This window comes from Bdellovibrio sp. HCB274, assembly GCF_047306075.1.
GTDB lineage: Bacteria > Bdellovibrionota > Bdellovibrionia > Bdellovibrionales > Bdellovibrionaceae > Bdellovibrio.
Genome location: NZ_CP178623.1, coordinates 3,565,625 through 3,588,718, shown reverse-complemented (window position 1 = coordinate 3,588,718; position 23,094 = coordinate 3,565,625). Strand labels below are relative to the sequence as shown.

General features: G+C 45.4%; 18 protein-coding genes. 8 read left to right on the top strand and 10 right to left on the bottom strand.

The window, feature by feature from the left end:
* Window positions 1-70: 70 nt before the first annotated feature.
* Both ACLWNV_RS17415 and ACLWNV_RS17410 read left to right on the top strand, forming a co-directional pair.
* On the top strand, window positions 71-1,549 hold the full coding sequence (locus tag ACLWNV_RS17415; protein WP_413585722.1) for a hypothetical protein: 1,479 nt from the start codon (window positions 71-73) through the stop codon (window positions 1,547-1,549).
* 10 nt (window positions 1,550-1,559) lie between these two features.
* Entirely contained in the window at window positions 1,560-2,537 is a 978-nt protein-coding gene (locus ACLWNV_RS17410) for a hypothetical protein (protein ID WP_413585721.1), read from the top strand.
* A 2-nt stretch (window positions 2,538-2,539) separates the two neighbouring features.
* Here the strand turns inward: ACLWNV_RS17410 and ACLWNV_RS17405 are convergent, their stop codons facing one another.
* The 4 genes from ACLWNV_RS17405 to ACLWNV_RS17390 form a co-directional block, all read right to left on the bottom strand.
* A complete protein-coding gene (locus ACLWNV_RS17405) occupies window positions 2,540-3,532 on the bottom strand; it encodes a sugar phosphate nucleotidyltransferase (RefSeq protein ID WP_413585720.1) in 993 nt (330 codons plus the stop codon).
* Complete coding sequence (locus tag ACLWNV_RS17400; RefSeq protein ID WP_413585719.1) at window positions 3,529-4,566, bottom strand: aminoglycoside phosphotransferase family protein; 1,038 nt, start codon at window positions 4,564-4,566, stop codon at window positions 3,529-3,531. The genes ACLWNV_RS17405 and ACLWNV_RS17400 overlap by 4 nt, the downstream gene beginning before the upstream one ends.
* A 25-nt stretch (window positions 4,567-4,591) precedes the next feature.
* Window positions 4,592-5,464, bottom strand: a complete 873-nt coding sequence (locus ACLWNV_RS17395; RefSeq protein ID WP_413585718.1) for a hypothetical protein — start codon at window positions 5,462-5,464, stop codon at window positions 4,592-4,594.
* A gap of 202 nt (window positions 5,465-5,666) precedes the next feature.
* Window positions 5,667-7,223 (bottom strand): sigma 54-interacting transcriptional regulator, encoded by a 1,557-nt coding sequence (locus ACLWNV_RS17390; RefSeq protein ID WP_413585717.1) that lies wholly within the window; start codon window positions 7,221-7,223, stop codon window positions 5,667-5,669.
* A 375-nt stretch (window positions 7,224-7,598) separates the two neighbouring features.
* Here ACLWNV_RS17390 and ACLWNV_RS17385 point away from each other — a divergent pair, with 375 nt between their 5' ends.
* Window positions 7,599-8,381, top strand: coding sequence for an alpha/beta hydrolase (locus ACLWNV_RS17385; protein WP_413585716.1), 783 nt, complete (start codon window positions 7,599-7,601; stop codon window positions 8,379-8,381).
* 13 nt (window positions 8,382-8,394) lie between these two features.
* On the opposite strand, the gene ACLWNV_RS17380 is transcribed toward ACLWNV_RS17385, so the two are convergent.
* The 6 genes from ACLWNV_RS17380 to ACLWNV_RS17355 form a co-directional block, all read right to left on the bottom strand.
* Complete coding sequence (locus ACLWNV_RS17380; RefSeq protein ID WP_413585715.1) at window positions 8,395-10,113, bottom strand: ABC transporter ATP-binding protein; 1,719 nt, start codon at window positions 10,111-10,113, stop codon at window positions 8,395-8,397.
* 20 nt (window positions 10,114-10,133) lie between these two features.
* Window positions 10,134-13,055: an excinuclease ABC subunit UvrA gene (gene uvrA, locus ACLWNV_RS17375; RefSeq protein WP_413585714.1), complete on the bottom strand. Its 2,922-nt coding sequence runs from the start codon at window positions 13,053-13,055 to the stop codon at window positions 10,134-10,136.
* A 20-nt stretch (window positions 13,056-13,075) separates the two neighbouring features.
* Window positions 13,076-15,754: a penicillin-binding protein 1A gene (locus tag ACLWNV_RS17370; RefSeq protein ID WP_413585713.1), complete on the bottom strand. Its 2,679-nt coding sequence runs from the start codon at window positions 15,752-15,754 to the stop codon at window positions 13,076-13,078.
* 96 nt (window positions 15,755-15,850) lie between these two features.
* The gene (locus ACLWNV_RS17365) at window positions 15,851-17,269 is read right to left on the bottom strand and encodes a hypothetical protein (RefSeq protein WP_413585712.1); all 1,419 of its coding nucleotides are present in this window, start codon (window positions 17,267-17,269) and stop codon (window positions 15,851-15,853) included.
* Window positions 17,270-17,360: 91 nt separating this feature from the next.
* The gene (gene mscL / locus ACLWNV_RS17360; RefSeq protein ID WP_413585711.1) at window positions 17,361-17,825 is read right to left on the bottom strand and encodes a large conductance mechanosensitive channel protein MscL; all 465 of its coding nucleotides are present in this window, start codon (window positions 17,823-17,825) and stop codon (window positions 17,361-17,363) included.
* 15 nt (window positions 17,826-17,840) lie between these two features.
* Entirely contained in the window at window positions 17,841-18,566 is a 726-nt protein-coding gene (locus ACLWNV_RS17355) for a YdiY family protein (RefSeq protein ID WP_413585710.1), read from the bottom strand.
* Window positions 18,567-18,687: 121 nt separating this feature from the next.
* Between ACLWNV_RS17355 and ACLWNV_RS17350 the strand changes: the two genes are divergently transcribed.
* From ACLWNV_RS17350 to ACLWNV_RS17330, 5 genes are all read left to right on the top strand, one after another.
* Window positions 18,688-18,942, top strand: coding sequence for a hypothetical protein (locus ACLWNV_RS17350; protein ID WP_413585709.1), 255 nt, complete (start codon window positions 18,688-18,690; stop codon window positions 18,940-18,942).
* A gap of 61 nt (window positions 18,943-19,003) precedes the next feature.
* Window positions 19,004-19,666 carry a cell division ATP-binding protein FtsE gene (gene ftsE / locus ACLWNV_RS17345; RefSeq protein ID WP_413585708.1) on the top strand — a complete coding sequence of 221 codons (663 nt, stop codon included), beginning with the start codon at window positions 19,004-19,006 and terminating at the stop codon, window positions 19,664-19,666.
* Entirely contained in the window at window positions 19,663-20,562 is a 900-nt protein-coding gene (locus ACLWNV_RS17340; RefSeq protein WP_413585707.1) for a cell division protein FtsX, read from the top strand. Before ftsE ends, ACLWNV_RS17340 begins: the two co-directional genes overlap by 4 nt.
* 3 nt (window positions 20,563-20,565) lie before the next feature.
* The gene (locus ACLWNV_RS17335) at window positions 20,566-21,699 is read left to right on the top strand and encodes a murein hydrolase activator EnvC family protein (RefSeq protein WP_413585706.1); all 1,134 of its coding nucleotides are present in this window, start codon (window positions 20,566-20,568) and stop codon (window positions 21,697-21,699) included.
* Between the two features lie 5 nt (window positions 21,700-21,704).
* Window positions 21,705-23,081: a S41 family peptidase gene (locus ACLWNV_RS17330; RefSeq protein WP_413585705.1), complete on the top strand. Its 1,377-nt coding sequence runs from the start codon at window positions 21,705-21,707 to the stop codon at window positions 23,079-23,081.
* Window positions 23,082-23,094: the final 13 nt, after the last annotated feature.

The following is a 23,094-nucleotide window of genomic DNA, read 5'->3' as shown; positions in this document are numbered from 1 at the left end:
TATTTTCTCAAATTGAGACACTCAAGATTCTCTGACTTTTGTCCGAAAAGAGACAGGTAGGGGAATATCTATGAGAAATGCGATTCTTCGCGTGTTTACAATTCTTTTTACTTTCATCTTCGCTTGGACGCCTGCGTTCGCAGAGGACGTCCGATCACAAAATGATGTTGGCGTGGTTAGACAGAAGCAAGGGGCTGCTGCTCCGACAAGTATTGATCCTGTCAAAGACGGACCCGATGGGGCAGACGGTGCCGGTAAGGGTTTGGATTCTGTTTATAGTGATATTCTTAAAAGTTATAATGAAGTAAGAGGCATGTGGGGAGTCATTGTTAATGACAAAGCTGCGCCGAAGATAACTGAGTATAAAGAGAACTATCAAAACAACAGAACAAGCTGTATTGATCGTCAGAAATATGCGGCATATGCCTGTCTGGAAAACTGGAGCCCGGCCATTCAAGATGGTGTAGCGGCAGTTAATACTTTGATGTCGACCGTTGGTAGTGCTGCTGTTAAAGATTCTTGCAGCAATTTTGCAAAGGCAATGGATATCGCAAAGTATGCAATGACAGCCTATACGGGTGCCTGTGGGACAATGAAGGCAGGTTGCGGGATGTCCTGTGTCTCCGCTCGCAATTCCTTAGAGGATCTCTATAAACTTCTTTATGGAAATACTGTTATTACCTGCGTGAATACTACAACATGTGCAGCGGATCGAACTAGATATAATGATGCCAGAAGTAGACTCGCGCAAATTATTAAGCAGGAATTGGATAAAGGTAATAATCTTTCAATTGCTGGTAAAGCTGAAGTTTGTACAGGTAAGTACGCACAGTTGGCTATCTCAGCCGCCGCTGGTATCTATGGAATAGCTCAATCATTGAAACAAGGTGAAAGCTGTGAAGAAGCTTCCAATGCTGACGGTGCTACAGCAGGAACAACAACTACTGCAGAAAAGTGTGCGGTTGAATCAAACGCTAATTTACCAGAGTGTATCTGTTTAAAAAATCCAATGCTTGAAGGTTGCGGCTCTACAGCGGCAAAAGCTTCAATGAATGCCTCTGAAGGCGGTCTTTCCGCTTTGAGTTCCGGAAGCTCAGAAGCTGGCAAAGATGGATTGAATGCTTCCGATCTTGCAGTTGGTGGCGCAGAGCAAGGCATTGACGGCGGTGCGCGCAGTCCATCCAGCTCTGCTGGCGGTGTTGGTGCACCTGTTGGTGGGGGCGGAGCTAACTTAAGTGGCGGCAGTGGATTCGGTGGTGGTGCTGCTTCTGGCGACGAGAAAAGCGGACAGAAACCTCTTGATACCAATATCCTTGCTGGCTCCGGTGGCGGAGGCGGCGGTGGTGGTATGTGGGGTGGCGGAGGCGACTCTGACAGCGACAAATCCGGCTATCGCAGCTACTTGCCAGGTGGTGCGAAAGATCCATTGAAAATGAATGGTGGCGCAACGAACGCAAGTAAAGAAGTCACTGGCCAGGGTGGGAAATCCAACTGGGAAAAAGTTCGTGAGCGTTATCAGGACAACCGTTCTTCTTTATTAAATAACTAGGGGACTAAAGATGAAGATGATTAAAACCATTACTAAGTCGGTTTGCATTCTAAGTATCTCGATGTCTCCGGCATATTCGTTGGCAACATCAGGGGTTGATGGGGGATCGTCTTCCACGAAGACCACCCAACCTGCAGTTAACAGCTCTGCCAATGATGCAGCAAAAGCAAATAAAAAAGGCGAGGCGTTTAATGCTGTCGCCAGCGCTACCGAATTTGGTATTGCCGCAATCAACTGGTCTCGTTGTTCAGCTGACGATAAAAGTGCTTGTGCGGTGGCTGCGGCTTTCACTGCGATGGCAATTTTGTCGATGAAGCAGGCCAAGGAAAATGGTAATAAGGCTTCGCAATCCATGTACACGGGTGATCTATCAGATGCTTATGGCTCAAACGGAAATTATAATTCTTCCGTCGCCAATGATCCTGAATACAAGTCAGTTGCAGCGGTTGGTTCAGATTACATGAAAAAGGCCGAAGCAGGACTAAGTGATTTGAAAGCGCAGGGTTTGGTAAACAACTCAGCGACAAAGATTACTTCTCCTGATGGCAGCACTTATAACGTTGCAGACATGGGATCTGCGGCGGGTATGGCAGCTGCTGGTCTTCCTCAGGGTGCAATTGATTCCGCGATGGCAGGATCTGCGCAGGTGCAAAAGAAAGCATTGGAAAAAGTTAAGATCGGTTCCACAACGGCAGTGAATGGTTACGAGGAAGGTGGCGGAGGCGGCTCTGGTCGTTCTCCAAGTAATTCAGAGTCTTCAGGTGGCGCTGACTATGCTGGCTATCCAGGAGCTGGTGGCTCGGGTGGTTCGGGAAGTCTGCTTGATAAAGATCCTTCAAGACTGGCAGCGGGCATGAGCAAAAACTATAACGGCGAACCAATTGGAGTTGCCGCGGATAGTATTTTCCTTATGATGTCCCGCCGCTATAAAGTAAAAGAAAGCCAGGACTCTTTCTTTGGCGCCGCGGATATCGATTTAAAAAAATAATTTTATAAAAGAATCGTGTTGCTGACGCGAGTACCGTCAGCGACCACGACGTCATCTCCAATGATGACATTTTCTAAGGAACAGTCTTTTCCGATGACTGTTCTGGATCCAGCACAAACAAATCCAGAAAAATTAGATTCGTTATCAATCACAGCTTCCGTAGAAAACTGTAAAAGTGCGTGGTTGAAGTTCTGTGTGATAATTCGTGACGTTGAAAACTGAGAGAAGGTTTTTTCCAAAGCCTGCTTCTCCGGGGAGTCTGAGGCCACCAGGATTTCCAGGCAGTGTTTAGATGCCTCTAACAGATCAGTGGGATTTCCAGTTTCAAACCAAGTGCATTCAAATGGGAAAACCTGTGCCTTTTCGCCTTTGGCAACTCCTGCCATCACACCATCATACAGGATATTCGAAACACCTTTTTCAGGTAGATAATCAAAGATTCTTTCAGACAGGATTTGCACACCGATGAAATGCCAAGCCGTTTCACTGTTTTCGATTTTGGTTTTTCCAAAGCCTTTGATGTTGCCCGAAGCATCTGTCCATACGCCACCAAACTTGGTGCCGACTTCAGGATGATTCATCACCATTAGCGTAGACAGTGCACCAGAGGCTTTATGCTGAGCGATAGCTTTGGACAGAACCTGCGAGTCTTTAGGAAGGACTACTTCATCCGCATTCATCATGATGAAGTCTCCGCCGCCCTTTAAGTGCGTGCGGGCATTGCTTAATCCGCCACCGCTTCCCAGAATCTCGCCAACTTCGTCGCAAAAAACCAGCTTGTTAGCGCCGTGATTGATTCTGTTGAAAAGACTGTGGATTTTTTCCGGCAAGTGATAGGTGTTTACAACCAGTTGGGAGATGGAAACTTCCTGCAGAAATCCCAAAGAATGCGCCGCCAGTGGCAAAGTCAGGAATGGCATAGCAGGCTTGGGCAAAAGATTGGTGTAAGGGCGAAGGCGGGTGCCTTCGCCAGCTGCAAGAAGCATTACATTCATAAAGATTCGTACTTTCTTTCCAAAGCACCTGAATCAATCAGGATATCCGCAAATACTTTGTACTCTGGGAACTCATTAATCGCTTTCATTACCCGGCGTAAAGTTCCAGAAAGGTACTTCAAGTAACGACGGTCTTCACGCTGGTGGAAGAAGCTTGCAAAACTTCCGCAGGCTTTAAAGCAGCGCTGGATGGATTGAAGTTCATACATACGATCAAAATGCTCTCGAGAGAAATCTTTTGGCAGATACTGCTTTGATTGTTCCAGATAGTAATTGATCAACTTCCCGGCCATTTCGTCACTCATGTCGACATAAGAGTCGCGCATCAGGCTGACCAGGTCATATTGAATTGGTCCCAAACGTGCATCCTGGAAATCGATCACATGAACTTTATCAAGTTTGATCATCACGTTGCGGGAATGGTAATCGCGGTGAGCAATGCGCTTCGGTTCTGCATCCAATCTTGAGCAGATATCCAGAAAGATATCTGAAATTTCTTTGTTGGTTTTTTCATTGAAAGGAAATTTCAAAACACCAGCCAATAAGTTGTCTTTACCGTAGTTCATTTCCCAAAGAAACTTCTCGGTATCAAATTTCATCTTAAAAGCAGAGCAGTTGGGATCATGATCAAGGGTTGCTTTGTGATGGATCTTTACGACTTCATCAATCGTGAGTTTGTACCACTCCATGGAGGATTCATGGCTTTGGCTTTCCCAAAACTTTCTTTCCAGCATCAGGTCGCCCAAGTCTTCTTGAAGGATAAGTCCTTCATCTGGAGACATCGCCACAATTTTCGGAACGTGAACACCATTTTTGGCAAAGTGATTAAGAACGCTCATCAATGGATAGTTCGCCGGATCAAACGGCTCCCAGCGCATTAGTACCCAGGACTGATTGTCATGTACCACGCGGTAATAGCGGCGATTCGAAGCGTCTCCGGCAAGGGAAAACACCTTGAATGAATCTGTGGAAAGTGAGCGGCTAATAAAAGAATTTAGAAATTCATCGTGAGTGACCATAAGAAAAATTCTCACAGACACTCACAGTAAATACAAGGACTTATGTAAGCTCTGGTTCCTTCATAAAGAACAGTTCCAGAACTTCTCTTAGGCCCTGGGTAGTCAGTGGAGCACGGTCCACTTCAAAACAATTCACAGAGGCTTCATCAACCAGATCTGTTGCCAAGCTTTCCACTTTGCCCAGATCCTCCAGGCTTAATGAAGAGCTTGTGATAATCAATGGTTCATCGGACTCGTGTTCTTCACGCAGATAGTCCAACAACAGTTCCTGCTCAGGAGGATTCAGTTCTTCGATTTTCTCCACGAAAACTGTCATTGCACCCATTTTCGCGATGTCGAAACTGGAGTGAAGCTGACCTTTGATATCTTTGAAAGGAACGAATGCCCAGCGACCTGTCAGTTCATGAAGTTGCAGGGCAACTTTTTTATTGGTCGTTTCTGTAGAGCCTTCAAGATGAATCAGATGTGAAACCAGATCCGTCGATAGACCTTTGGCCAGGTCCTCAGAGTTGTCTTCAAGAAGCTCATCAATACTTGGCAATGTCTCATCGCCGAATACGTGCAGATTTTCGGTCGCAAAATTTGCTTTACTGATTTCAACAAGATTGGATTCTTTTTGCTCCAGGTACCACTTATATAGTGCCGGCTCTAGTACCATGCGAATCAACTGTGTCACGCCCTGGCGTTTTTCAGCATTAAGATCCAAAGCTGCAGGGACAATCGCAGTACCCAGCAAGGAGCCGTTTACTTTAATAGGAACGTGAAAATCGGACCCCCGAAGATAAGTATCCTGATCAGGTTGAATCGCCGACATATCCATCAACTGACGAATATGCAGGTCCTTTCCATAGCGAGTTTCCACCAGCTGCTTTAGACGAGTCATGAATGATGAATCCAAAGTTGTATTTTGCATACTAAACACACCCCTTAACAAAAACCCTTATATACAAGGACAGTGCCAAGTCCATTGTAGACGGGGAAAACCGCATAGATTCATGTGCTTAGGGTGGGTGAGGGCAAAGAAAAAGGGCCTTGAAGTTTGCCTTCAAAGCCCTCTAATTTTAGTTCGAACAGGTAATTATTTTAGGCCTGCTGCCCAAAATCAGCTCTCCTCATTAGCGAGCGATTTTACGTTTATCCAAGCCGTATTTTTCGACTTTCATGATAAGACCGGCGCGGCTGATACCCAATTCTTTTGCAAGTTTGGATTTGTTCCAACCTGTGCGGCGAAGACCCTCACGGATCATTTCGCGCTCTAGATCTTCCAACGCATCCTTCAACTTACCTTGCAAACGGGAACCTTGAACTTTGTTTTTCTCGCCAGCTTCCAAAATTTTCGGGGAAAGCAATTCACCCATCAATTTGGATTCTTCACCGGAAAGAACACAAAGTCTTTCGATTTCATTTTGCAATTCACGAACGTTACCTGGCCATGGATAGTCGTACAATTTTTCAAGAGCACGCTTCGTCAATTGGTGTTTAACACCACCTTGAGATTCATGGATTTTGTTAAGGAAGAAATCCGTCAGGAACGGAATGTCTTCTTTACGCTCACGCAAAGGTGGAACGCGGATGTTGATAACATTCAAGCGATAGTACAAGTCTTCACGGAATGTACCTTGCTCAACCATTTCCTTAAGGTTTCTGTTCGTCGCCGCAACGATACGAACATCGACTTTTCTCATTTCAGTCGCACCCACTGGAGTGAACGTACCTTCCTGCAATACGCGAAGAAGCTTAACCTGCATTTGCGGAGAAGTATCCCCGATCTCATCCAGGAAGAAAGTACCTTTATCTGCCATTTCGAAAAGACCTTTTTTATCTTTCAAAGCGCCAGTAAATGAACCCTTTACGTGACCGAACAATTCTGATTCCAACAAGTTGTCATTGAACGCAGAACAGTTTTGAATAACGAATGGTTTGTCTTTACGGTGAGAGTTATAGTGAATTGATTTTGCGATCAACTCTTTACCCGTACCGTTTTCCCCTTGAACCAGAACTGTGGAGTCTGCACCTTTGATTTTATCAAGCAAAGCGTACAAAGACTGCATTGGTTTGGATTTACCGATCATGTTGTCGTATTTAAATCTGTTGCCAAGCTCTTTGTTCAATTCTTTGATGCGATCTTCACGGGAAGTGATTTCCAGGTGAAGTGTCACGATCTCTTGAGCAACCAGTTCACAAACTTCAGTGAAGTGTGTGCGCTCGTGATCATCAAGGAACTTCAATTTACCCAGACACTTTTCGATCACTTCGCCAGACATACCGAAAGCAGCCAGGCGCTCACGGATTTCCGTCATGCGGGAAGTGAAGTTAGCTTCGCGGAAGAAACCCATCGCGACAACTGTACCAACACAATCATTTTCAATCATGATTGGAAATACGCCAACGTCAAAACCAACCATGTCCCACTTGCGAAGCGAGAAACGGTTTTGTGAAGTGCGAAGATCATCAAGTGATTTCGTTACAAGCTCTGCGATGCTGGCTTGACCAGCTTCTTTATTTACCAAAGCTGCGATTGCAGGATTGTTGAAGCCAGCTTTGCCGGAGTCATACCCTCTTAGTGCACCTCGCTCGTCAGTGAATACCACGTCGATATTCCACCAAGCGCTAAGGATATGTTTGAGTTTTTTGATAACATGTATATGTTCAAACTCATCCCAATTAATCATTTCAACTCCCTTTCAATTTTCTAGAACTTTCAAACTGTCGATATTTTTATCGTCAAGAAACTAGACGGACTTGAGGGGTGTGTCGAAAGATCATGCAAACCCGGACCTTGGTCATATAAATTTCGTACACTAAAACTGCGGTTAAACTGAAAACCTTCGTGATTTCTGATGTTTAATCTCTGACTCAAATTGAAACGAAAATGTGATGTGGTATCGTTGATGAATATGAAATGTCTAATTCTCGGCGCGCTTTTAAGTTTGATATCGTTCAATGTTTTAGCAGAAAGTAACATGTGTGAACCTTACAACGCGAAGATTTTCAATCAACGCGTCTTTGTTTCGCGTTGTCTGTCGTCTACTTTCTTTTCAAAAAGTTTGAATAAGAAAGTAAAGTTCAACGTGATTGTCCCTCCGGGATATATGCCCGATGGAGAAACTCTTTATCCTTACGCTATCTTTTTGCACGGTCGGGGTGGAGATCGTGATTCATTGGTCTATGCCGACGGCCTGGAAGCCTATGAGCGAACAATCCGGAGTGGATCCCGACCGTTTTTGATCTTTGCTCCCGAAGGTCAAAGCCATTACTGGATGAACGGCGCTATCTCCAAGGTGAAGATGGCAGACATGGTGACCAAAGACTTAATAAGCTATGTGGAGTCCACTTTTAAAGTAATTCCGAACGAGCCTTGCGATCGCGCTCTATTTGGAATCTCCATGGGTGGTAATGGAGCCTTACAGCTAGGGCTCAGCAATCCAAAGCTTGTATGCACGGTTTACTCGTTAAGTCCGGTATTCAGAACTCCCGCGGAAATATGGACACCCACCAGTAATAGCAATCAGCCTAAGGAAGACTATTATTCCTATGGCGTCGGCAAGGATTTCGAGGCCCGCAGCGCCCGTCATATTTGTGAAAAGTTAAAGAAGCCGGGCAGCGAGCGATGCCTGCCATTTAAAAGTTTTAAATTGGAAATCGGTTCGACAGATTCATTCCTAAAGGATACGCCCGACACCAAAACTTTTATTGAAGAGCTAAAAAAGAACCATCCAGAATTTGAAATTGGTATCAAGGACTGTGGTCAGGACAATTCACATGCGACTACTTATTGGAAATGCCGTATGCCGCATGTGATGAAGTGGTTGTCAGAGCAGTTCAAGTAAACGCTCTGGTGCTTTAGTTGTGTTGCAGGCTATGGAAGTTGTGGTACTCGCCTTTTAGTGAAAGCAAGCTTGCGTGAGTACCGATTTCCACGATTTGGCCTTGCTTCATAACCACGATCTTATCGGCTTTCTGAATAGTCGACAGGCGGTGAGCAATAACCAAAGCAGTACGTCCTTCCAGCAAGTGATCCAGTCCTTTTTGCACTTCGATTTCACTTGCAGTATCCAAGGCACTTGTTGCTTCATCCAGGATCAACACAGGCGCATCTTTGAACATCGCACGGGCAATACTCACGCGCTGTTTTTCACCACCGGACAATAGATTTCCGCGATCACCCACACGGCTTTGATAGCCTTGTGGCATTCTCATAATGAAGTCATGGGCATTTGCCAACTGAGCCATTTTTTGAATGTCATTGCGGTCGCGGTTGTAATCACCGGCCCAGATGTTCTTTTCAATGGTGTCGCTGAATAAGAATACATCCTGGGTTACCAGAGCAATGTTGCGGCGAAGATCTTTTAGGCCCATGTCGCGAATGTTTACGCCATCAATCAGAATTTCCCCGGATGTGGCATCAAAGAATCTTTCCAGAAGATTTACGATTGTTGACTTACCGGAGCCGCTGGCGCCGACCAAGGCGACCACTTCACCACGGTTGATCTCAAGATTTACGTTCTTTAAGATCATCTCTTTGCCGTAGCTGAAACTTACGTTTTGGTAGGTGATCTTCTTCCAGTCTTTAGGGAAAGAAACAGGATTTGCCACCTCAGGCACTTCAGAGGGATTTTCGATGATTTCAAAAATACGTCTCATGGAAATTACGACTTCCTGAATACGGATGTAAGCTTCCTGAATTTTTTTGATTGGCGCGTTCACCATCAAAAGGGAAACGATGAAGCCGATCAGGTTACCAGCTGTACCGCGGCCAGCGGCGATTTCATAGCTTGTGTATAGCATAATCAGTGGCACGATTGACGTTGCGATAAATTCCGTAGCGGGACCTGTGGATTCCTGGCGTTTGAATACGATTTTGCGGATCTTTAGGAATATGCTGGTTTCATCTTCCAGGCGTTTTGCCATATCTTTTTCAAGATTGAAGGATTGAATAACACGAACACCATCCAGACTTTCTTTGATAGTTGAAGTCATGTGTTCCATGGTTTCGCGCTCGCGTGGGATGTACTTGCGCATACTGCGAGCCACTGACTTAAGCATAACTCCGACGATTGGAACTGCAATCAATACGGTCAAAGTCAGTTTCCAGTCGATCAGAAATAGATTTACGATTAATCCCACCAAAAGCAGAGGGTAAAGGAAGATGTCGGCCACGACACGCAAACCATCTTGAATGGTTTTGATGTCATTTAGAATTCGGCTGATCAAGCCACCAGAGCCGGTCGCGTAGGTATTATGGAAAGATAAATTCAAGCGCATGAATTTGTACTGAAGCTTTTGGCGGATCTGAGCCACCACAGATTCAGAAATATAATTCATATTATACAAATGATAGTATCTGGAAACCGCCTGAATAAAACCAAGCGCAATAACTATAGGAACTTGTTTTTTGATTTCTTCCTGATTGTTGGAGGAAAGAGCGTCGAAAAGAACCTTGGACAAGTAGGCCACTCGCACCGTTGCCAAAGCATTTGAAATACCCGTAACCGCGACAACAGTGAAACGTTTTTTATGGGGTTTGATTTCAGCAATTAACTTTTTAATTTCAGGTAGCATTCCACTTCCGTCTCGCGGGGTTATGCATTCCCGTCGATATAGCGTTTTAAATATTGGCCTGTCAGACTTTTCTTGGCCTTGATGATGTCATCAGGGGACCCTTGGGCCACAATATTACCGCCTTTTTTACCCGCTTCGGGGCCTAGGTCAATAATATAATCAGAGCCACGGATCACATCCAAATTATGCTCTACGACAACGACGCTCCCGCCCGTTTCGATAAGCTTATTAAGGACTTTCATAAGCAAATCCACTTCGCGGAAATGCAGGCCGGTTGTGGGTTCATCCAGAATATACAAAGTCGCCTTTTGTTGGACTGAAGAAAGCTCTTTGGCGATCTTTAAGCGTTGGGATTCACCACCGCTTAGCGAGTTCGCCGGCTGGCCCAACTGAAGATAATCCAAGCCCACTTCTTTTAAAACAGATAGCGGCTTGCGGATGTTCGGGTGAGCCACAAAGAAGTTCATCGCTTCACTGACAGTCATTGCCAGGATTTCTGAAACGTTTTTATCTTTGTACTTAATTTCCAAAATCTCGTTGCGATACTTTTTTCCATCACAAACGTCACATGGAATAACGACGTTATCCATGAACATCATATCGATTTCTTCAAAGCCAGTTCCCTTACAAGCCGGGCAGCGACCACCATCCACATTCAAGCTGAACGTGCCGGGAGTGTATCCACGGGATTGTGCATCCGGAGTGCTGGCCATAATGGTACGAATTGCATCAAAAGCTTTTAGATAAGTGATCGGTGAACTGCGCGCTGATTTACCAATCGGTGATTGGTCGATCAAAAGAACGTTTTTAATATGATCAACACCTTCAAGTCCCGCGTATTCCTGTGCAGGCAAGTATTCCAAATCCAAAGCGCGAGCGAGCGCTGGATACAAAGTTTTGGAAATCAAAGTCGATTTCCCGGAACCGCTGACCCCGGTTACGGTGACCAGACGATTCAACGGAATTACCACATCCAGGTTCTTAAGGTTGTGGCCTTTAGCACCTTTCAGTTCAATTTTTACTTTGTAGGTATCAATATCCACCGGGCGAATCGTGCGAAGATTCGCTGAATGCTTATTGTCTTTAAGGTATGGAACGGTGTTGGACTTTTCGTAATTATAGAAATCTTTGGTGGCGCCAGAGTAAACGACTTCTCCACCAAGATATCCAGATCCAGGACCCATCTCGATAATGTTTTCGCTGGATTTGATCACATCGTGATCGTGTTCAACGATAACCAGTGTATTACCCAGATCTTTCAGATCCTGAAGGATGGAAATCAAACGGTCATTGTCGCGGGGATGTAAGCCAACTGTGGGCTCATCCAACACGTAAAGCGCCTGTGACAATCCCATGCCCAGCTGATTTGCCAAAATCAAACGTTGGTACTCGCCACCAGAAAGTGTTCGGGTTTCACGATTTAGCGAAAGATAGTGAACTCCCACGCGGATCAGGAATTCCAAACGCGAACGAATCTGCTTTAATACTTCGCCGGCCACTTCCACCTGGTGGGGGGTGAGCTCGATCTTTTTAAAGAACTCACATAGATCCTCGATAATCATGGAAGACAGATGATTGATGTTCGCGCTGCCCACTAAAACGTGATTTGCTTCCTCGCGCAGACGAGCACCCTTGCAATCAGGGCACAGGAATGGGCTGCGGAAGCGGGCGATGAATACACGAACGTGCATTTTGTATTTAATTTGATCCAGGTATTCAAACAATCCGCGCACACCAAAGAAATCGTCATTACCTTTCCAGATAACTTCACGATGTTCTTTTGGCAGGTCCTGCCATGGAGTGTGAATGTCGATTTTGGCCTTCTTGCAGTAAGCTAATAGCTGCTTTTTTTCGTGGGCTGCACTTGGCATCCAGAAGGGGCTTAGTGCCCCTTGAGCCAAACTCATGGAAGGATTTGGAACTACTTTGGCTTCATCCACGTCCAAAATATTTCCAAAGCCTTTACATGTCGGACAAGCTCCAATCGGGGAATTAAAGCTGAACAGTCGGGAAGTCAGTGGTGGCGGAGTGTAACCGCAAACAGGACAAGAAGACTCTTCACTGACTTGCAGGCGTTGGCCTTCAGTCGTCAGAATTGTGGCCTTGCGGGAAATCAAGTTTGAATTGTACTTGATGCTGGCTTCATAAGCCTGAGTCAAAGAGTCAGCAATACGCCCACGCTCATCGATATTGAAACTCATACGGTCAATGATCAGATAGAAGGTTTCTTTAGGAAGACCTTTTTTAATCGCAGCCGGATCACCAATCTCGACGACCGTGCCCATTTCCTCGTTGGTCAAACTGGTTGGGGCAACCGGGATGCTAATAACCTCTTCAACAGTTTTTTTTGTTGCACCCTTGGTTTTTGTTTTCTTAATGGTCGCTTTTTTGGTCGCCACTGGTTTTACCGAGGGTGCAACTTTCGGGATATAAATACGCAAATAGCCATCTTGCAAAAGAAGCGAGTGTAATTTCTTAGCTTGGGCAACGCGGCCGGCTTCAGAAATCTCGACCATGATATATCCACGTTTTCCAGTGAACTCTTTAATCACCTTGTCAGTGGCTTCGGTGACACTTTCTTTTTCTGTAGGGCAGTGGTGGGTCGGGCAGTAAGACTTGCCGATCTTTTCGTAAAGCAAGCGCAGATAATCAATGATCTCTGTGGTGGTGCCGACAGTTGAGCGCGAACTTTTAACAGTATTTTTTTGTTCGATGGAAATTGCCGGTGGAATATTACTGATGCCCTCGATATCAGGCTTAGGGGCTTTATTCAGAAACTGACGGGCATAATTGGACATGCTTTCAATGAAGCGGCGCTGACCTTCGGCAAATAAAGTTTCAAACGCCAGAGAGGATTTCCCTGAGCCACTCGGGCCACAGATCACAGTCATTTTACCGACCGGGATCTTGACCTCGATGTTCTTAAGATTGTTCTGTTTCACACCCCAGAGGTGGATATCCTTCACTCAGACAAATCCTGTTTGTAAAAGTCTGTTGCTTCTTCTTGCTTGCTGGAAGCAGCAGTTGGTTCAGTTCCTTCAGCGAAGGCCTGGCGCAGGATGTTCTTGGTAGAAGCATTTGCAAGTTTACCAGTCTCACTGTCGATATTCGCAAACACGATACCATCCGGAACTGGGAAAGTCACTTGAGGAAGTCCTTCGTGGGCTGCTTTCATGTATTCTACCCAAATTGGCAATGCAGAGCGGCCACCGACCTCGCCCTTACCCAGACTTTTTTCTTTGTCAAAACCCACCCAGACGCCAGTTGCTACCTGAGGTGTGTAACCGATGAACCACGCGTCATAGTAGTTGTTCGTAGAACCAGTTTTACCAGCCACTTCGCGACCCAAAGCGCGGGCGCGGGCACCGGTACCGTTCTTATCCTCGACAACGCCGCGAAGAAGAGAAGTCATAACGAATGCCGTGGTCGGTTTGATCAATTGATCTGGATCCTGGAAGAAAAGACTTTCTGCAATTGCAGCTTTCTTTGGCTCTTTCTTTTTGAATTCTTCAAGCTTTGCAGGGTCTGCTGCAAGAGCCAGATATTCCTTACGACGATTTTCGAAATCATCTTCATAAGGTTTCATTTCGCGTTCAAAGCGGGAATCCAAAGAAACATTTTCCAGAATTGTTTTGCCGTCAGCATCGGCTACTTTATGAATAATAAGCGGTCGGGCGCGTTTTCCCAAACGGCCAAACTCTGAAAATGCTTTTGTCATTTCATACAAAGTCACACTCGAAGAGCCCAATACCAAGGTGAAGTCAGGATTTAGCGGACTGAAAATTCCCAAACGACGGGCATACTCTGTGGCCCAAGGCACACCAACATCCTCGATGATTTTAACTGCAGGGATATTCAAAGACTGGGAAAGTGCGTTTCTAACGATGATATCACCACCGAAACTTTTCGAGTGATTCGCTGGTTTCCAGGCTTTTGAATCTTTCGAATCTCCTTGTCCCTCTTCATCACCAGTGGCGCCTTCGTAAACCAGTGGCGCATCCATGATTGGAGTTGCCGGGTTATAGCCCTTATCCATTGCTGAAGCATAGACGATGGATTTAAATGATGACCCTGTTTGGCGCGGAGCCTGAATCGCACGGTTAAATTCACTGCGCGCGAAGTTCACACCGCCGACCATTGCCAGAACATCCTGAGAGTCCTGATCCAGGGAAATCAACGCACCCTCAACCAATGGTTCCTGATCTAATTCCAAATCAACATAACGATTGAAATCCGGAAGATTCAAAGGAGCCGCTCCTTTTTTCGGAGCGATAGTTCTGGCAGGGGAAAACTTATCACCCACAACTTTAACCATAATCACGTCGCCTTTTTTCAAAGCTTCAGATGGTTTCTTGATGGTTGCCAGGTCATAGCGTTTTTCGGAATCTGGTTTGCGGGCCCAGGTCATGGAATCGAAATCAATCAAACCCTGAGAGTCCGCAATTTTCACATAAACCAAACCAGCAGCATCATCCACATTCAGAACCACACCCTGAACTGTATCCTTGATCTTGATGTATGAAGGAAGAAGTGGATGCTCTTTCGCAGCTTTTGCATCAATCGGCGCAACCAGGTCTGCGTACTTACCATCAGGCTGAATGATTCTTTCAGGAGTGGAATCACCGATCAACTTTGTACGATTCTCGTTAATAAAATTCGCTACATCTGAATCGGAAGCAATGTTCTTAATTGGTCCGCGATAACCCTGGCGCTTATCCAGGCTTTTCAATCCGTCCATCACGGATTCCTGGGCAGCAAGCTGCTTTTGCAGATCCAAAGCAGTGTGGATACGTAGACCCTTATCTAAAACCATGTTTTCACCAAGTTGTGCAACCAGCATTTGGCGAACAGTTTCCAGATAGAATGGCGCAAGTTCTTCGTAGTTTTCGCGAACATAAACTTTAACTGGCTCTTGAATCGCGTTTTCTGCTTGTTCCTTGGTGATAAAGCCAACTTCGGCCATACGACGAAGAACGTAGATTTGTCTTTCTTTAGCGCGCGAGGGATTGCGAATCGGATTGTAAGCACTTGGCGCTGTTGGTAATCCCGCAAGGATCGCCATTTCCGGCAAAGTCAGCTTGCTAACGGGTTTGCGGTAGTAAGTTTGCGCGGCTTGCTCTACACCGTAAGCGCCTTGACCGAAGTAAATCTGATTCAGGTATAGGAAAAGGATATCTTCCTTGGAAAGATTTTTTTCCATTTCAATCGCAAGAAGAATATCGCTTAGCTTACGAGTCAGTGTTTTCTCGGAAGAGAGCATCAAAGTTTTTGCAACTTGTTGAGTGATCGTCGATCCACCCTGAACCGAGCGACCTGCTCTAAGATTCGCCAAAGCCGCACGGAAGATTGCCTGGGGATTGATGCCTTTATGCTGAAAGAACTGATCGTCCTCTGCAGCCAGGAATGAATTTACCAGGTCCTTAGGGATTTTTTCGTAAGGAACCAGAGTACGGCGTTTACGAAAGAACTCGCCGATCTTTTTGCCGTTGCGATCATACACCTGGCTGACCATTTCTGGTTTGTAGTCTTGAAGCGTGATGATTTGTGGAAGATTAGACTTAACAGTTTGATAGGCAAGAACGGCGCCAACAATTCCAAGAATACCAAGAGCGACGAATGCCAGGATGATTTTTTTTAACACTGTAAGGGGCTCCTTTAACGAAGCCCCATTCTAGCAGTGTGTGGGTTGAGGGTCCAGAGTTACTGGGCCGAAGGCGAGTGTTTCCGAAGGTAAAAATTAACTTCTTCCACCTTGGGATCCGGTGCTGTTTTTCTTAAGATCGGTTCCGCCACCACAAGCTGAATCAACATAAGTTTTCAGCTCATCAATTTCGTTTTGCTTGTCGGCCATTTCTCCAGAAATAGCGGAAGCTGTGGTCGTTGCACCCGACGGAGGCGCGACACCCAGCTGTGAAATCTGAGTATTCAAACGATTGACTTTTTCTCCGTACTGCTGAGTCTTAGTAGCGACCGTTGTAAGCTTTTGCTCCAACTTTTGTTTGGCTGCTGTCATTTTGTTCTGAATATTCTGCATTAGCTTGGTCAGGTTGGCTTCAGCTTGCTCGCCCTTCGTTTTCGACTGGGCTTTAATTTGTTCCAATTGGGATTCAGCCAACGTCAAACTGTCGTCGATGCGAGTCATTTTGTTCTGAACGTTTTTGATTTGATCATCAAGCATCGTCAATTCCTGAGTCTTGGATTCCATCAAAGCCTGACGTTTTTGCTCGTAAACTGTCATGCAGTCATTCCAGATTGCAATCAGGTCCTGCTTTTGACGTTTTGCCTTGGAGATCATGGTTCCTGAAGACAGGCCACCAAGTGAATTTTCTTTTGCCATTCTGGTTTTTTCATCGCTCACGGCTTTGGTACATGCTCTTTTAGCAGAGGCATCGGTCATTCCGATCAACTGCAAGGCTTTGTCGCGCTGAGCGGTGATAACTTTACCACGAAGATCTAAAAGTTGGGTGCCCAGCTCTTCCAAAGAATCCTGGGAGTCGTTTTGCATTTTCTGGTGGCTAGCCACGCGATCACGCTCGTCATCCTCAAGTTGAAGCTTTTTCTCCTGAAGGTCTTCCTGCGCTTTATTTAGGTCTTCCTGAAGATCTGCGATTTCTTTATTAAAGTCCTCTTGGATTTCGGCTTTGGTATCAGATAAACCAGCCAGGTCTTCCTCAGTTTTATCAAGGTCGTCGGTATATTTGTCTTTTTTGCTGAAGTAATCCTGGTAGGAATACTGAGGACATCCGGCACCACCGCCACCACCTTGGCCCATCACGCCAAGTGCGGTACCAAGTGCATTGTCAGTTCCCAATGCTGTAGCTGCAGTCGAATAAAGATTCAACTGACCGTCAGCGCCGGCATCGCTACTGCAGGATGCAACCTTGTCTTCACAACCACTGCCTACGCCTGCATCTCTGCAAAGTTTAGAGAGGTCTCTTTTGGCGTCCTGGTATTGATTGCGGTAGTCGCGGCATTCAAGGGCCTGGGAGTAATTCGAGTAATTACCGCCATTATTATTATTATTGTTTGAGTTATTGGAATTCGAATTTGAATTTTGTGACTGCGCACCCGCAGAAAGCGAGAAAAGTGTCGAGATGACGAGTGTGCAAAGTAATTGAACACCTGTATTTTTCTTAGTCTTTGAATTGGAATACATTGTCATTCCCCCTGATGTTAAATAAAGGCTGCAAATGCAGTACCAATTATCGTCACTTTCAGAGGGAAAGTTTACGCCTCAATTTGAGACACTAGACGTTCATCGAGGAAGATTTGCCGGAATTAGAGCTGACCTGCAAACTTCCACAAGCAGAACACTTTCGCGCCGCCAAAGGAATGTTCGTCAAACATTCAGGGCATGTTTTTGTATCCGCGGGCTTCACTTCTTCTTTTTTGAAGCGGTTTGCGGCTTTAACAATCATAAAAATCGCAAACGCCACGATCACAAAATCAATCAGTGCATTCAAAAAGATTCCGAAATTAATCGTGGCAGCGCCAGCCGCTTTTGCCGCAGCCAATGTCGGATAGGATTCGCCATTCAAAGCAACGAACATGTTCGAGAAGTCAATTTTTCCCATCCCTAAACTAAGAACGGGCATCAACATATCACTAACAAATGATCCCACAATTTTGGTGAAGGCCGCACCAATAATGATACCCACGGCCAGATCCAAAACATTGCCCCTCATTAAGAAGGTCTTAAACTCTTTCAACATACCAAAATCCTTTCTTTAGAATTTTGCGACAAGATTCAAAGTTGTTGTTGTTGTGTCGTACTCCCCTGGAGGAGGTGGTTCGTTCTGATATTGTAGCAGGTAAGCCAGCTTCAAAGAGAAGATGGAATTTAACATAACATTGATGGAAGCCTCGGTATTTACCTGGTAGCCATCTGGATTTGTCATGTTTGGCAGATACTCAAGCCAGTATCTGAATGAAAATGCTTTGTCGATTTGGGTGTTGATCTCTGTATAAAGGCGAAGCATCTGATCATACGATGTTCCGATGCTGACATTTTGTTGTTTGGAATAACGGTAACCGGCCTCTGTGCTCCAGTTAAACTTGTCACCTTTGGTAAGCCAGTACTTTAAACCGATGTCCGTAGAGTCGCGTTGCGTGTAACCCGCAAAGACATCACTTTCCACCTTTTGACTGGCAAAAACTCCTAGGTAATCAGTCAGTTCACGGTCATAACGTACACCAAAGTTCCAGTTGCGCGCACTTTCAACATTGTTTGCTTCAGTGCGGATATATTGCCCAAAAGTGCTGTAAATGTTTTTTTCCTGTTGATAGGAAGCTTTCGCTTTTGCGGCGTAGTTTTCAGAGTCTGAGTTACCTGTGATTAGAATTGCACCGGCCTCGGCTTCACCTTTGAATGGTGGAGGGGGAGTCTCTTGCGCATATGCGGCCAAAGACAAGAATATTACTGCTGGAATTAATAAAACTGAAACGAACTTCATAATGATAACCTCCACACATATTAAAGTGTGGTCTTGCATGAAGAGTCAAAACACCGCGCATATAAAAACTTGATGAGAAACGACAGAAAATTTGTTAAATTGAAGTCCGAGGTTTGTGGGAATGCAAAAAGGTTTTAATTCAGACATCACTGTGCGCGGGCAAAAATATCACGTTCAAACAGAAGATTGGGGCATGGCGAATCCATTTCTGGTAAGTCGTATTTTTTGCAACGGTGCCGTCATGAAAACCATCAAAACTCCCCATGATAAAGTTCTGCAAACAGGCTCCAACCAACCGACTGAAGCTATCAAGCAGGCCCTTCATCGCCAGCACTCTACAATCATCGACACTCTGATGGCCGGCGGGATGCCGTAATCCTGAAATCCTCGACTTCGGGCGAGTATGAAACAGACTCTATCTTTCATAAGATAGAGGGATGATTGAATTCTCTCACGTCTATAAGACTTATCCCGGACCTGTGCATGCCCTTAAGAATATCGATTTGAAAATCGACAAGGGCGAATTTGTTTTTTTAACGGGTCCCAGTGGTGCGGGTAAAACAACGCTTTTTAAAATGATTTCTGCCTATGATTTAGCCACATCTGGCGGGGTAAAAGTTGCTGGATATGATCTTGGGGAAATTCGCAATGGCCAAGTGCCATTTTTTCGCAGAAAAATCGGCGTTATCTTTCAGGATTTCAAGTTGTTAAAAGATCGCACGCTTTTCGAAAATATTGCTCTGCCTCTGCAGATTCGCGGTGATAAAACTCCGGCTATTCAAAGAAAAGTCTATGAAGTTTTAGAACAAGTGGGATTAGCCCATAAGCATGATCAGTATCCTGATTTTGTTTCCGGCGGGGAGCAACAAAGAACTGCCATCGCGCGTGCCATTGTTCACCAGCCAGGAGTTTTGATTGCCGATGAGCCCACGGGAAATCTGGATCCGCGATTAAGCGAAGAAATCATGGATCTATTAGAGCGAGTCTGCTCGCAAGGGACGACGGTTTTTGTCGCCACCCATGATCACGAAATGGTGAAGCGTCGGCACAAAAGAACGCTGGAACTTAAAGAAGGAATGATCGTGGGGGATTCCAAGTGAGACCTCCGCAAAAAAACCTGGCGTTAAAATTCTCCACATTAATAGTTGTTACCGCCTGCTTCGTTGTCATGGGGGCGGCTCTTTTGATTTCTAAGAACTTTAAAAACATTCTTACCCATTGGGGCGAGGATGTTCAGCTGACTGTATATCTGTCTTCAGATATTTCCGCACAAGGCCGCGATGAACTGGAAAGCTATTTTAAGTCGCGCAAGGAAATCGGTGATTTCAATCTGGTGACACAGGAAAAAGCCTTAACCGACTTCCGTGTTCAGCTTGCCAGCTATGCTCCAGATATCAGTCAGGATGAAGAGCTGCTAAAAATGATTCCCTCCAGCTACCAGGTGAAATTGGTAAAAGATATTTCCACAGATACTCAAAGTCAGGTGCTCCAATCCATCTCTGCGGATTTAAAGAATCGCACGGGGGTTGACGATGTCAGCTTCGGCCAGGATTGGGTTGAAAAGTACGGCGCATTCGTTTCCGCCATCAATCTGTCTTTAAATATAGTTGGCATCGTGGTTTTGTTTGCCTCGATGTTTGTGATGTCTAACGCAATTCGCGCCTCGGTCCAGGTTCACCGCGATGAAATCGTGGTTTTGGAAATGATCGGTGCAACATCTTCAATGATCCGTAAACCCTTCCTAAAAGAAGGCGCTTTGTTGGGTTTCATGTCTTCAACATTGGCACTCGTGGTTTGTTTGGGAATGTATACGGTTGGGAAAAGTGTTGTTAACACTCGCCTTGGTTTTTTAAGACTGAATGAACAGCTAAGCTTTATCTCCCCGTGGATGATTGCCACGATGATTATCGGCGGTACACTTCTGGGGGCGATCGGCTCTTATCTGTGTGTAAGACGTATTAACGATGGCTATGCAGCCGCAAGTCAGAGGGCCTGATTCTTGAAAAGAACCATCGCCCTGGGGGCGCTTTTTATTTTTCTGCAAAGTTTTGTGGCGACTGCCGCAACTCCTGATTCAAGCCCGATTGAAAAAGTCGAAGCATTGAATAAGGACATCGAAGTTAATAAGCAGAAACTGGCAGATGCGGAACTGAAGCAGCGTCAGGTGTTGTCGGGCCTTTACGAAATCAATAAGAAAATCAAAAAGACCGTCACAGAACGGGGCTCCTTATCCCAGCAGCGTTCACTTTTGGAAGTGAACATCAAAAACCTAACTGAAAAAGTGGAAGAGCTGGAAAGCAAAGCGAAAGTGCAAAGAGCCCAACTCGCTGAGCGCTTGAAAGCTATCTATAAACTTGGCGGTCAGCCCTTGGCGCGCTTTATCCTGAATGCCGATAGCTCCGTTTCAATGGATAGAAATCTGAAAATTCTGGGAATTGTTGCCCAAAGAGATTTGGAACTGATTAAAGGATACAGGCATGACGTCCAGGACCTTCAGGAAAAAAGAAAGTCCCTGGCGCAGCGTTTGGAAAGTTTAAAGGCAGTTGAAGTTGGAATTTCCACTCAGGAAAAAAAGCTCGTAGCCGAGCAAAACTTGAAAAACAAGCTTCTGAATGGAATTCGTAAATCGAAAATGTTCGCTGAGAACAAAATCAGCGAGCTTAGACAGAAATCCGAACAGTACAACTTTGATGATACCGGCGTGTTCGATACCCTTTACAAAGCATCGTTTCAGGATTCCAAAGGTGAGTTACCTCGACCTCTTCAGGGAGTCGTGACACAAAAATTTGGACTTATGAAAGCCAAGGATCACCCTTACACTTTAAACAGCAAAGGTATCTTTATCTCGGCGGCAACCGGAAGTTTGATCAAATCCGTATTCGAAGGAAAAGTCGCATACGTGGGTGAACTTCCAGGATTTGGTAATACATTAATTGTCGATCATGGCGATCACTATTACTCTGTCTATTCCCATGCCGGTGAAATTAAAGTAACAGCAGGGGATGAAGTTTCTCAGTCCCAGGTTGTTGCCACCTCGGGTGATGCCTCCGCAGATTTGCCTGCGGGAATGTATTTTGAGATCAGACATTTTTCAGAACCCTACGACCCGCAACAGTGGATGAAAGGACTTTAACCACCATGCAAAGTATTAAACGCTACTGGAAAACCTATATTCTTGGAGGCATCCTGCTTCTGACTTTGTTTGTAATGGCTGAAACAGGTTTTCAAGTCCGTGCATTCGCGCAAGATCGTTACGCTGATTTACAAAACTTCAGCAAGGTTTTGAATCTTATCCAGCAGTACTATGTTGAAGAGACTGACACGAAAAAACTTGTCTATGGTGCGATCAAGGGAATGTTGCGTGAGTTGGATCCGCATACGAACTTCATGCCACCAGAAATCTTCAAAGACTTTGAAACTGAAACCAGCGGCGAGTTCGGTGGTCTGGGGATCGAGATTTCAAATCAAAACGGCATCCTGACTATTATTTCTCCGATCGAAGATGCTCCGGCATGGCAGGCAGGCATCAAAGCGGGTGATAAAGTTATCGCCATCGACGGTAACAGCACCAAGGGTATGAGTTTGGTTGAGGCCTCCCAGTTCATGCGCGGTAAAAAAGGAACAAAGATTGTTCTTCGTGTTGTTCGTGAAAGCGAAGACAAGCCACGTGACATCACCATCACTCGTGGTGTTGTGAAAATTAAATCAGTTAAATACACGGACATGGGCGATGGTTTTGCTTATGTGCGTATCACAAGCTTCATCGAAAACACTTCGAAAGATCTTGAGAACGCAATTCAGGCTCACACGAAATCCAGCGGCAAGCTAAGCGGTCTGTTGATTGACCTGCGCAGAAATCCAGGTGGATTGTTGGATCAAGCGGTGAAAGTCAGCGACATGTTCCTTAAAGAAGGTGTGATCGTCAGCACCATCGGTCGAAACAAAGCTGAAAAAGAAGTGGCAATGGCCACTAAAAAAGGCAAATACACAGATGTTCCAATCGTGATTCTGGTGAATGAATACACTGCAAGTGCCAGCGAAATCGTTTCCGGTGCACTTCAGGATAACAAGCGTGCATTGATCGTGGGCGAGCGCACGTTCGGTAAAGGTTCCGTTCAGTCAGTTATTAAACTAGGGGACGGTTCGGGCTTGAAGCTGACTGTTGCCCGTTATTACACTCCAAGTGGAACTTCGATCCAGGCTGAAGGTATTCACCCGGATGTGGAAATTGAAGACATCGATCCTGAAACTTTCGCGAAATCCATCCAGAAACAGCAGTCCACTCGCGAGGGTGATATCGCTGGGCACTTGAAAGGTGATAAGGAAAAAGCGGCAGAAAAGCTTGATGTTAAAAAAGGTGCTGAAGAGGGTGCCTTGGCTTGGTGGAAAGATGTTGGGTCGAAAAAAGAAGAAAAACTGTCGCCACGCGACAATATCTTGAAGAAAGATTACCAAGCATATCAAGCATTTAGCTATCTTAAGGCGTGGAATACCATGAAGGGTTTGACGCGCTAGTTATTGATTCCGA

Coding starts and splice junctions, on each gene's coding strand:
- ACLWNV_RS17365 (WP_413585712.1), bottom strand. CDS start 17,269: ATGTATTCCAATTCAAAGACTAAGAAAAATACAGGTGTTCAATTACTT.
- ACLWNV_RS17355 (WP_413585710.1), bottom strand. CDS start 18,566: ATGAAGTTCGTTTCAGTTTTATTAATTCCAGCAGTAATATTCTTGTCT.
- ACLWNV_RS17415 (WP_413585722.1), top strand. CDS start 71: ATGAGAAATGCGATTCTTCGCGTGTTTACAATTCTTTTTACTTTCATC.
- ACLWNV_RS17380 (WP_413585715.1), bottom strand. CDS start 10,113: ATGCTACCTGAAATTAAAAAGTTAATTGCTGAAATCAAACCCCATAAA.
- ftsE (WP_413585708.1), top strand. CDS start 19,004: ATGATTGAATTCTCTCACGTCTATAAGACTTATCCCGGACCTGTGCAT.
- ACLWNV_RS17330 (WP_413585705.1), top strand. CDS start 21,705: ATGCAAAGTATTAAACGCTACTGGAAAACCTATATTCTTGGAGGCATC.
- ACLWNV_RS17350 (WP_413585709.1), top strand. CDS start 18,688: ATGCAAAAAGGTTTTAATTCAGACATCACTGTGCGCGGGCAAAAATAT.
- mscL (WP_413585711.1), bottom strand. CDS start 17,825: ATGTTGAAAGAGTTTAAGACCTTCTTAATGAGGGGCAATGTTTTGGAT.
- ACLWNV_RS17410 (WP_413585721.1), top strand. CDS start 1,560: ATGAAGATGATTAAAACCATTACTAAGTCGGTTTGCATTCTAAGTATC.
- ACLWNV_RS17395 (WP_413585718.1), bottom strand. CDS start 5,464: ATGCAAAATACAACTTTGGATTCATCATTCATGACTCGTCTAAAGCAG.
- ACLWNV_RS17390 (WP_413585717.1), bottom strand. CDS start 7,223: ATGATTAATTGGGATGAGTTTGAACATATACATGTTATCAAAAAACTC.
- ACLWNV_RS17405 (WP_413585720.1), bottom strand. CDS start 3,532: ATGAATGTAATGCTTCTTGCAGCTGGCGAAGGCACCCGCCTTCGCCCT.